Raw genomic sequence first — 9134 nt, forward strand, 5'->3', positions numbered from 1 at the left:
ATGGACGGCCCGCCCGAAGGCGGCGGCAGGAACCTCGGCGTGCGGCCGATGGAAATGCTGCTGCTGGGCCTCGGCGGCTGCTCCGCCTACGACGTCGTCCACATCCTGAGAAAGGGCCGCCAGCAGGTCACCGACTGCGTCGCCGACATCGACGCCAGCCGCGCCGAAACCGACCCCAAGGTCTTCACCAGAATCCACGTCCACTTCACCGTCACCGGCAAGGCACTCGACCCCAAGCGCGTTGAACAGGCGGTGAAACTCTCCGCCGATAAATACTGCTCGGCCAGCATCATGCTCGGCAAGGCGGCCGAGATCACCCACGATTTCGAGGTGGTGGAAGGCTGAAACAAAACGGGCGCCACAAGGCGCCCGTTGCTTCCTGCCCTTGCTTCTGTTTCATTCCCACAACACGCCAACGGGATACTCCCCCATCACACGGTCGGTTGACACCAGCGTGAGGCCTTCGTAGCGGGCCTGCGCGACGAGCATGCGGTCGAACGGGTCGCCGTGGCTGGCCGGCAACATGCCCAATTCCCGAATATGCGCCAACCCGACAGGCAAGGCTTTCAGCGTCCCATTGTCGAGATAGGCTTCAGCCAGCGCGACAGGTGATATCGGCGGGCGCATCTTGCCCAGCGCCGTCTTGATCTGCATTTCCCACACGCTCGCCAGGCTGAGAAACACCTCGTTCCGGCCATCCTCGCATGCCTCGCGCACCCCCGCCGGAATGCGTGCATCCGCCGAATCGAGCCACAAAAAAACATGCGTATCCAGCAACAGCCTCATGTCCGTTCCCGCCCCAGCCAGAATTCATCCGTCAGCGGAGCATCGAAATCAGGGGCCACATAAAAAGGCGTGTCCTTGTGCAACCCGAACGTGCGTTTTTCTTGTTTGGGCAGCCCCACCGGCACCAGCTTCACCACAGGCTTGTTGGCACGCGAGATGACGACCTCTTCCCCCGCCTCGGCTGCGGCGATCAGCGCCGACAGGGCCGTTTTTGCTTCATGGATATTGACCGTCTTCATGACCCCTCCTGTTAGCTAACAAGTTAGTCAGATCGTAAGGTCGCTGCGCCCAAAACTCAAGCGTCGCAAACCCGGCCCTATCCGACTCAGAGCAGGGATCGCCTTCCCCAGAAGAACAGGAATGGGAAGGCAGGAATGAGGTCGCCCATTATTCTTCCCGAAAGTGGCGCAGGCCACCGATCTTGAAGTGCCAATGGACGGGTTGCGTCGTTTGTACTAACATTTTGTCTGATGTACGTAATCATGGAGACCTATCATGTCCACCGCTTCTGCGCCTGTTCGTTCCGCACGCCTCGGGCTGCGCGCCACCCCCACACAGGAAACCGTGCTGCGTCGTGCCGCCGAAGTGGCACACAAATCGCTGACGGATTTCATCCTTGACGCGGCCTATCTGGCGGCCGAACAGACCTTGCTCGACCAGCGCTTGTTCATGGTGTCGGGCAGCCAGTACCGGGCAATTATGGAGATGCTGGATCGCCCCGAGTCCGACAACCCCGGCCTGACCGAGTTGTTTTCCCGCCGTCCGGTCTGGGCTGAAAAATGAGTCTTTCCGCGCCGCAGCCGCTGGATGCCCGCCATCAAGTGGAAGCGTTTGATTGCGGCAAGCCTGCGCTCACGGACTGGCTGCTACGCCACGCCCGGCAAGCTCAGGGCGGCGGTTCGGCGAGAACCTTTGTGTCGTGCGATGGCGAGCGCGTCACGGGGTATTACAGCCTGACTGTCGGCCAGATCGATACGCTCGATGCGCCCGAGCGGGTGCGTCGCGGTATGGGGCAGCATCCGATCCCGCTGGTCATTCTGGCCAGGCTGGCGGTTGATCTGGATTATCAAAGGCGCGGTCTGGGCTTCAGCCTTTTGCAGGATGCCATCTATCGTGCCATTGCAGTGGCCGAGCACGCAGGTATTCGGGCACTGCTGACGCATCCTCTTGATGCCGAAGCGGAGGCGTTTTACCGGCGTTTTGGCTTCGAGCCCACGCCAGAAAACGAGCGTCAACTGATCCTGCTGCTCAAGGACGCGCGACGCCTGGCCAGGATGCCGTGAAGCTTTGCGCCTGGCTTCATCGGCGAACAGCGTTGCCAGGAAACAAGAGAAAACAATGGGGTCACCCATTATTCTGTTGATAAAAAAACGGGCTCCCGCAGGAGCCCGTTTCAGCTTCGTCGTTCAAACCGGGTTGCCCCGGCGTTGAATTAGAAGGTGTGAACCATACCCAGCGAGAAGATGGAAACGTCGCCGCCGCACGTCGTGCAGCTGCCAATACGGTCGCTGCCGCCGGCGCCGCCACCGAAGGCGATGTGTTCGCCGTCAGCGTACAGTGCGTAGAGCGTGGTGCGCTTGGACAGGTTGTAGTCGGCGCCAATGGTCCACTGCTTGGGATCATCGGAGGCGCCGTCTTCGTCGCCGTCCATGTAGTTGGCCTTCAGGACCACGTTGCCCATGGTGTAGGCAGCGCCCAGCAGCCAGGAATCGAAGTCAGAGGAGCCGGTCTCGGCGTCCGACTTGTCGTACTGGCCGACCACCTTGAAGTTGCCGAAGCTGTAACCGGCAGCCAGACGCCACTCTCTGTCGACGTTGACGGCTTCGAGCGCGTCGCCGTCGCTATAGGCCAGACCCACGAACAGGGGACCGTTGGTGTAGGTGCCGTTCAGGCTCCAGGCGGAGTTGTCGTTCTTATCACCAGCGCCAGTAGTGGCATCCGCATCCATCGCGTTGCTGTACTGGGCAGCGAAGGCCAGGCCGCTGAAGCTGGGCGACATGTAGGTCACCGAGTTTCTGCCGCGGGTGTCGGAAGCGACTTCGGTCACGTTGCGCGAGTCGGCCATGGTGTCGCCGAACAGGTCGATGTTGCGGCCGATCAGTTTCAGCGGGGTGTCGTAGTTGCCGATCATCACGGTGCCCATGGCGTCGCTCTTCAGGCCGAGGAAGACGTTGCGGCTAGCCCAGCTGCCGTTCGCCTCGTCCATGTTGATGCCGGTCTCGATCTGCCAGATGGCGGCCAGGCCGCCGCCGAGGTCTTCGGAACCCTTGAAGCCGATGCGGCTGGCGTTGGAGGAAAATTGCAGATCTTCGGTACCATCAGTCTGGTCATCGAAAAGCGACGCGGACACGTGCAGCTTGCCGTACACGTCGACGTTGCTGGTGGCCGCGAAAGCGGGAGCGGAAACGACGCCGGCAACGGCCAGGGCGATCAGGGATTTTTTCATTGCTTTCTCCTAAGAAAGTAAAAATAAAAACCAGTTATGGTTTCAAGCTCTGCAGAGCTGTCCCACACGGATATGTGCTTGTTGGACGAGGTCGATTATCCAGACCCGGGGCCGGGCAGCAAGGAAACCTGTTGTTTTTTCTGCAGCGACCGAGGGAAAGTGTTGTTTTGTTGCACCAACACAACGGATAGCGCCGCCGCCTGTTCCTGTTGAGGCGCAGCACCATCAAACACCCGTGGCTACAATACGCATGCCTCATTACTGCAGGGAGAATCCCATGCGCTGGGAACGCGGACGACGCAGCGACAACATCGAGGACCGGCGCGGCATGCGCGTGAGCGGCAAGGGGATCGCCGGCGGCGGCATCGGGGCGATCGTGCTGGCGCTGGTGGCGATGTATTTCGGGGTGGACCCGGCGGTGGTGCTGAACCAGGCGGGCACGCTGGCGCCGACGCAGGCCGAACAGCAGCCGGCGGCGTTCAGCCCGGAAGAGGAAAAACTCAAGGAATTCATGTCGGTGGTGCTGGCAGACACGGAAGACGTGTGGGGTACGCTGTTCCAGGGCTCGGGCCAGCGCTACCAGCAGCCGAAGCTGGTGCTGTTTTCCGGCGCGGTGCAGTCGGCGTGCGGCTTCGCCGAGGCGGCGATGGGGCCGTTCTACTGCCCGGGCGACCAGAAGCTGTATCTGGACATGAGCTTCTTCAACGATCTGGCGCAGCGCCACGATGCGCCGGGCGACTTCGCGCAGGCCTACGTGGTGGCGCACGAGGTGGGGCACCACGTGCAGACGCTCTTGGGCGTGTCGGAACAGGTGCACGCGGCGCGAAGCCGCGCGGGCGAGACCGAGGGCAACGCGCTGCAGGTGCGGATGGAGCTGCAGGCCGACTGCTTTGCCGGGGTGTGGGCGCACCACGCCAACAAGCAGCGGCAGATCCTGGAGCCGGGCGACACCGAGGAAGCGCTGGCAGCCGCGGCCGGGGTCGGCGACGACCGCCTGCAGAAACAGGCGCGCGGATTCGTGGTGCCGGAATCCTTCACCCACGGCTCGTCGGAACAGCGCATGCGCTGGTTCAAGCGCGGCATGCAGCGCGGCGATCCCGCGCAGTGCGACACCTTCAAGTCAGCGCAGCTGTAGGGGGATTACTTGCAGGCCGGAGCGGCCTGCTGCGGCCATCCCGTCGCCGGTTCGCGGGAGGCCGCCTGCTTTCTCACACCCGGCGCCCCAGCCCGGTCACGCCCAGCAACATGCGCACGATGCCGTAGGCCAGCCGCGACAGCATGCGCTGCGGCAAGGAACGGCGCCGCCAGTCGGCGGGATCGAGCGGGGCGGACCGGGCGATGGCCTGCTGCAGCCGCTGCCGCAGGTCACGGGCAAAATCCGCGTCGTCGACGACGATGTTCGCCTCGCGCGCCAGCAACAGGCTGAAGGGGTCGATGTTGCTGGAACCCACGGTGGCCCAGTGGCCGTCGACCACCGCCGCCTTGGCGTGCAATTCGCTGGCCTGGTATTCGTAGATCGCCACACCGGCCATCAGCAGGTTGTTGTATAGCGCGCGCGAAGCGGCCTGATAAAAGCGGTGGTCGGTATGGCCCTGCATCAGCAGCTGCACCCGCACGCCGCGCGCGGCGGCTTTTTTCAGCAGCTTGCGAAAACGGTTTCCCGGCAGGAAATAGGCGTTGGCGATGAGGATGCTTTCATGCGCCAGCGCCAGCGCGGCGAGGTAGCTGCGTTCGATGTCACGGCGGTGGACGAGGTTGTCGCGCACCACGAAGGCGGCGCGCATGCGGCCATCGGTGGGCCACGACGGCTCGAGCGGCGGCGTGCGCTCAGCCTCGGGCTGCAGCTGCGTCAGGGCCACCAGCCGCCACAGGTGGCGCGCACTGCGGTGGATTTGCACGATCAGCGGCCCCTGCACTTCGACGCTGTAATCGAGCCGTGGCGCAGCGAAACGCACCGGCTCGTAATCGTCGATCAGGTTCATGCCGCCGATGAAGGCGATGCGTGCATCGATCACCGCCAGTTTGCGGTGCAGCCGCCGCAGGTTCTTGGGATTGGCGCGCCAGCCGTTCACCAGCGGACGATAGATCCGCACGCCGACGCCTGCCGTTTCGAGCGCAGCCCGCCAGGCGGCCGGCAACTCGCGCGAGCCCACGCCGTCGATCAGCAGGCGCACCCGCACGCCGCGCTGCGCGGCGCGCATCAGGGCATCGCGCACCGTCGCGGCAGTCGGGTCGGAACTGAAAATATAGGTTTCGAGATGAACTTCAGCGCGTGCGGCGTCGATCGCCGCGATCAGCGCCGGGAAGAACTCGGCGCCGCTTTGCAGCAGCCGTATCCGGTTGCCGGGAACCAGCTCGACGCCGCGAAAAAACAGCGCGCGCAAGCGGTTGCGTGCGGTCATCCAGCCGGTTTCAGCTTGGCGCTCAGCGCTGCGTGGTCGGAAATGCGGTGCCAGGCGTTGCCGGTGTGGACGTGCGCGGCTTCGATGTTGAAGCGCCGCACATAGATGCGGTCGAGCTGGAACATCGGCAGGATGGACGGATAACTGCGCGCGGATTTGCCGTGGTGGGTTTCGAATACTTCGGCCAGCCCCAGCTCGTCTTCGAAGTAGCGGCCGACGCGCGTCTGCCAGTCGTTGAAATCGCCGGCCAGGATCAGCGGCGCGCCGTCGGGCACCATCTTGCGCACGCGCGCGACGATCATCGCCAGCTGGCGCTTGCGCCCGCCTTCGTTGAGCGCCAGGTGCACGTTGATGCAGTGCACCGGGGCGGCCAGGCCGGGCACCTCGATTTCGCAGTGCAGCATGCCGCGGCTCTCGTAGGCGTGGGAGGAGATGTCCTCGTTTTCCCAGCTCAGAATCTTGTAGCGCGACAGGATGGCGTTGCCGTGGTGGCCGGTATCGTAGACGCAGTTCTTGCCGTAGGCGGAGTCGCTGTAGACGTGGCCCGCCAGAAACTCGTGCTGCGGCCGCCCCGGCCAGTGCTGGAAGCGGCGGGCGCGCAGGCCGTGGCTGCCCTGCACTTCCTGCAGGAAGACGATGTCGGTGCCCAGCGTGCCGAGACGGTCGCGCAGTTCGTGCACGGTCAGCCGCCGGTTGAATTGCGACAGGCCCTTGTGGATGTTGTAGCTGGCGATATGCAGCGGAGATTCCATGGCTTCCATTATAAACGTGTGGGCAGCAGACGAATCGCTGCCGCGTTGCTGGGCGAAAAACAGCGCGCCGCAGCTACTTTCCATGGCAGCCACCGGTAATGCAGGTGCTCATGGGTCGCAACTATGACCGGTTGCGCTACGGGAAGTTTCAGACCGAATACATGCTCGGTATTGTGGGTCACGCCCGGGGCATAGCGGTGGCGCCAGCGTTCGTAGATGGCGTAGCGGTTTTCGATGCCCCAGCGCGTCAGTTCGAAGGCCGCGGCGTCGAGCCCGGTTTCCTCGCGCACTTCGCGTATCGCGGTCTGTTCGAGCGTTTCGCCGGCGTCCTGCGAGCCGGTGACCGACTGCCAGAAGCCCGGTGCGTCGGCGCGCTCCATCAGCAGCACCTGGCCGTCGGCCGTATGGATGACGACCAGTACCGAAACAGGAATCTTGTGCGCGATCACTCGATACGGGCGTTGAGCGGGCTGCCTGTCGCCAGGACGGCGATCAGGCGGTCGATGTTCGGGTGCTTGCCGGGGTTGCGGCTGGCATCCTCGGTGTGCTCGGCGAAAATCGCCAGCCCCTCGGCGGCGGCCTCGGCGTCGATCGCGCCGTATTGCTGTGCGAGATGCGCATACACCCGGAACGAGCCGGCGCTGCCGGGCGCATTGGCGATGGTTGCGACCTCGACGCCGGCCGCATCGGTCAGCAGCAGCTTGTCGCCCGCGAACTCGGGCAGGGTTTTCAGGGTGTCGGCGAATTTCATTTCAAAATCCTTTGTCCGCGAAGGACGCGAAGAGACGCGAAGAGACGCGAAGGAAACCCCAATGAAACCGTCATTGCGAACGCAGTGAAGCAATCCAGGGGCGCCGCGGGACTGTATTGGATGGCTTCGCTGCGCTCGCCATGACAGGCAAGGGGACTGGTATTGTTTTTCCTTCGCGTTTCTTCGCGTCCTTCGCGGATGAAAAAAGGTTTAAGCCGCCTTGTCCGCCGGATTGACGTTGCGCAGCCGGATATGCAGTTCGCGCAGCTGCTTTTCGTCGACCACGTTGGGCGCGTTGGTCATCAGGCAGGAGGCGCGCTGGGTCTTGGGGAAGGCGATGACGTCGCGGATCGATTCGGCGCCGGTCATCAGCGTCACCAGTCTGTCCAGCCCGAACGCCAGACCGCCGTGCGGCGGCGCGCCGTACTGCAGGGCATCGAGCAGGAAGCCGAATTTTTCACGGCGCTCCGCCTCGCCGATATTCAGCGCGGCGAACACCTTTTCCTGCACGTTTTCGCGATGGATACGCACCGAGCCGCCGCCGACTTCCCAGCCGTTCAGCACCATGTCGTAGGCCTTGGACAGGCACTTGCCGGGGTCGGTGGCGAGCCAGTCCTCGTGGCCGTCCTTGGGCGCGGTGAAGGGATGGTGCAGCGCGTCCCAGCGGTTCTCGTCCTCGTTGTATTCGAACATCGGGAAGTCGACCACCCACAGCGGCGCCCAGGCGCGGCCGTCCAGATAGCCCTTCTCGTGGCCGACCTTGGCGCGCAGCGCGCCGAGCGCGTCGTTGACGATCTTGGCCTTGTCGCCGCCGAAGAAGATGAGGTCGCCGTCCTCGGCGCCGGTACGCGCAAGGATTTCGGCGAGCGCAGCGTCGTGCAGGTTCTTGACGATGGGCGACTGCAGGCCGTCACGCCCTTTCGCTTTCTCGTTGACCTTGATCCACGCGAGGCCCTTGGCGCCGTAGATCTTGACGAACTCGGTGTAGCCGTCGATTTCGCCGCGCGAGAACTCGCCGCCCTTGGGCACGCGCAGCGCAGCGACGCGGCCGTTGGCGGCGTTGGCGGGCGCGGAGAACACCTTGAAGTCGACGTCACGCATGACTTCGGTGAGCTCGGTGATCTCGAGCGTCACCCGCATGTCGGGCTTGTCGGAGCCGTACTTCGCCATCGCCTCGGCGTAGGACATGCGCGGGAACGGGAACGGCAACTCGATGCCCTGCGCCTTCTGCATCATGTCGCGGATCATGCCCTCGACCAGGGTCATGATCTCCTCCTCGCCCATGAACGAGGTCTCCAGGTCGACCTGGGTGAACTCGGGCTGGCGGTCGGCGCGCAGGTCCTCGTCGCGGAAACACTTGGTGATCTGGAAATAGCGGTCGTAGCCCGCGACCATCAAGAGCTGCTTGAAGAGCTGCGGCGACTGCGGCAGCGCGTAGAACATCCCGTCGTGCACGCGGGACGGCACCAGGTAGTCGCGCGCGCCTTCCGGGGTCGAGCGCGTCAGCATCGGCGTCTCGACCTCGATGAAGCCGTTGCCGTCGAGGTAGTCGCGCATCAGCTTGGAGACGCGGTAGCGCAGGCGCATGTTCTTCTGCATCGGCTCGCGGCGCAGGTCGAGGTAGCGGTACTGCAGGCGGATGTTCTCGTTGACGGCCTCGTCGTCGAGCTGGAACGGGGGCGTAAGCGACGGGTTGAGGATCTCGATGCCCTGCGCCAGCACCTCGACCATGCCGGTCGCCTGGTTGGGGTTCTCGGTGCCGGCGGGGCGCGGGCGCACCCGGCCTTCGATCTTCAGCACGAACTCGGCGCGCACCTCCTCGGCGAGCTTGAACGCCTCCGGGGTATCGGGGTCGACCACCACCTGCACCTGCCCTTCGCGGTCCCGGAGGTCGATGAAGATGACGCCGCCGTGGTCGCGCCGGCGGTGCGCCCAGCCGCACAGGGTGACGGTGTTGCCGATGTCGGCGGCGGTGACGGCGCCGCAGTAATGAGTAC

General features: G+C 64.1%; 12 protein-coding genes. 4 read left to right on the forward strand and 8 right to left on the reverse strand.

All coding sequences use genetic code 11. The annotated features are described in order from the left end of the window. Positions 1-345 (forward strand): OsmC family protein (locus Q0L94_RS03445; protein ID WP_296750094.1); only part of this gene is annotated, 345 nt, incomplete at its 5' end. 51 nt (positions 346-396) lie between these two features. Here Q0L94_RS03445 and Q0L94_RS03450 read toward each other — a convergent pair. Next, positions 397-786 (reverse strand): type II toxin-antitoxin system VapC family toxin, encoded by a 390-nt coding sequence (locus Q0L94_RS03450; protein ID WP_296750096.1) that lies wholly within the window; start codon positions 784-786, stop codon positions 397-399. Continuing rightward, positions 783-1025 carry a type II toxin-antitoxin system prevent-host-death family antitoxin gene (locus Q0L94_RS03455; protein WP_296750098.1) on the reverse strand — a complete coding sequence of 81 codons (243 nt, stop codon included), beginning with the start codon at positions 1023-1025 and terminating at the stop codon, positions 783-785. The genes Q0L94_RS03450 and Q0L94_RS03455 overlap by 4 nt, the downstream gene beginning before the upstream one ends. 256 nt (positions 1026-1281) lie before the next feature. Here Q0L94_RS03455 and Q0L94_RS03460 point away from each other — a divergent pair, with 256 nt between their 5' ends. Both Q0L94_RS03460 and Q0L94_RS03465 read left to right on the forward strand, forming a co-directional pair. Further along, positions 1282-1569 (forward strand): DUF1778 domain-containing protein, encoded by a 288-nt coding sequence (locus tag Q0L94_RS03460; protein WP_296750100.1) that lies wholly within the window; start codon positions 1282-1284, stop codon positions 1567-1569. Further along, positions 1566-2069, forward strand: coding sequence for a GNAT family N-acetyltransferase (locus Q0L94_RS03465; RefSeq protein ID WP_296750102.1), 504 nt, complete (start codon positions 1566-1568; stop codon positions 2067-2069). The genes Q0L94_RS03460 and Q0L94_RS03465 overlap by 4 nt, the downstream gene beginning before the upstream one ends. 149 nt (positions 2070-2218) lie before the next feature. Here Q0L94_RS03465 and Q0L94_RS03470 read toward each other — a convergent pair whose 3' ends face one another. After that, the gene (locus Q0L94_RS03470) at positions 2219-3232 is read right to left on the reverse strand and encodes a porin (protein ID WP_296750103.1); all 1014 of its coding nucleotides are present in this window, start codon (positions 3230-3232) and stop codon (positions 2219-2221) included. 277 nt (positions 3233-3509) lie between these two features. Here Q0L94_RS03470 and Q0L94_RS03475 point away from each other — a divergent pair, with 277 nt between their 5' ends. After that, positions 3510-4367 carry a neutral zinc metallopeptidase gene (locus Q0L94_RS03475; protein ID WP_296750105.1) on the forward strand — a complete coding sequence of 286 codons (858 nt, stop codon included), beginning with the start codon at positions 3510-3512 and terminating at the stop codon, positions 4365-4367. Between the two features lie 73 nt (positions 4368-4440). On the opposite strand, the gene clsB is transcribed toward Q0L94_RS03475, so the two are convergent. The 5 genes from clsB to aspS all read right to left on the reverse strand — a co-directional run. Further along, entirely contained in the window at positions 4441-5634 is a 1194-nt protein-coding gene (gene clsB / locus Q0L94_RS03480) for a cardiolipin synthase ClsB (protein ID WP_296750107.1), read from the reverse strand. Next, positions 5631-6386 carry an endonuclease/exonuclease/phosphatase family protein gene (locus Q0L94_RS03485; protein ID WP_296750109.1) on the reverse strand — a complete coding sequence of 252 codons (756 nt, stop codon included), beginning with the start codon at positions 6384-6386 and terminating at the stop codon, positions 5631-5633. Before Q0L94_RS03485 ends, clsB begins: the two co-directional genes overlap by 4 nt. Positions 6387-6394: 8 nt before the next feature. Then, a complete protein-coding gene (nudB, locus tag Q0L94_RS03490) occupies positions 6395-6835 on the reverse strand; it encodes a dihydroneopterin triphosphate diphosphatase (protein WP_296750111.1) in 441 nt (146 codons plus the stop codon). After that, entirely contained in the window at positions 6832-7137 is a 306-nt protein-coding gene (locus Q0L94_RS03495) for a DUF2322 family protein (RefSeq protein WP_296750113.1), read from the reverse strand. Before Q0L94_RS03495 ends, nudB begins: the two co-directional genes overlap by 4 nt. A gap of 210 nt (positions 7138-7347) precedes the next feature. Next, on the reverse strand, positions 7348-9134 hold a 1787-nt coding region (gene aspS / locus Q0L94_RS03500; RefSeq protein WP_296750115.1), incomplete at its 5' end, for an aspartate--tRNA ligase.

Source organism: Thiobacillus sp., from assembly GCF_024708915.1.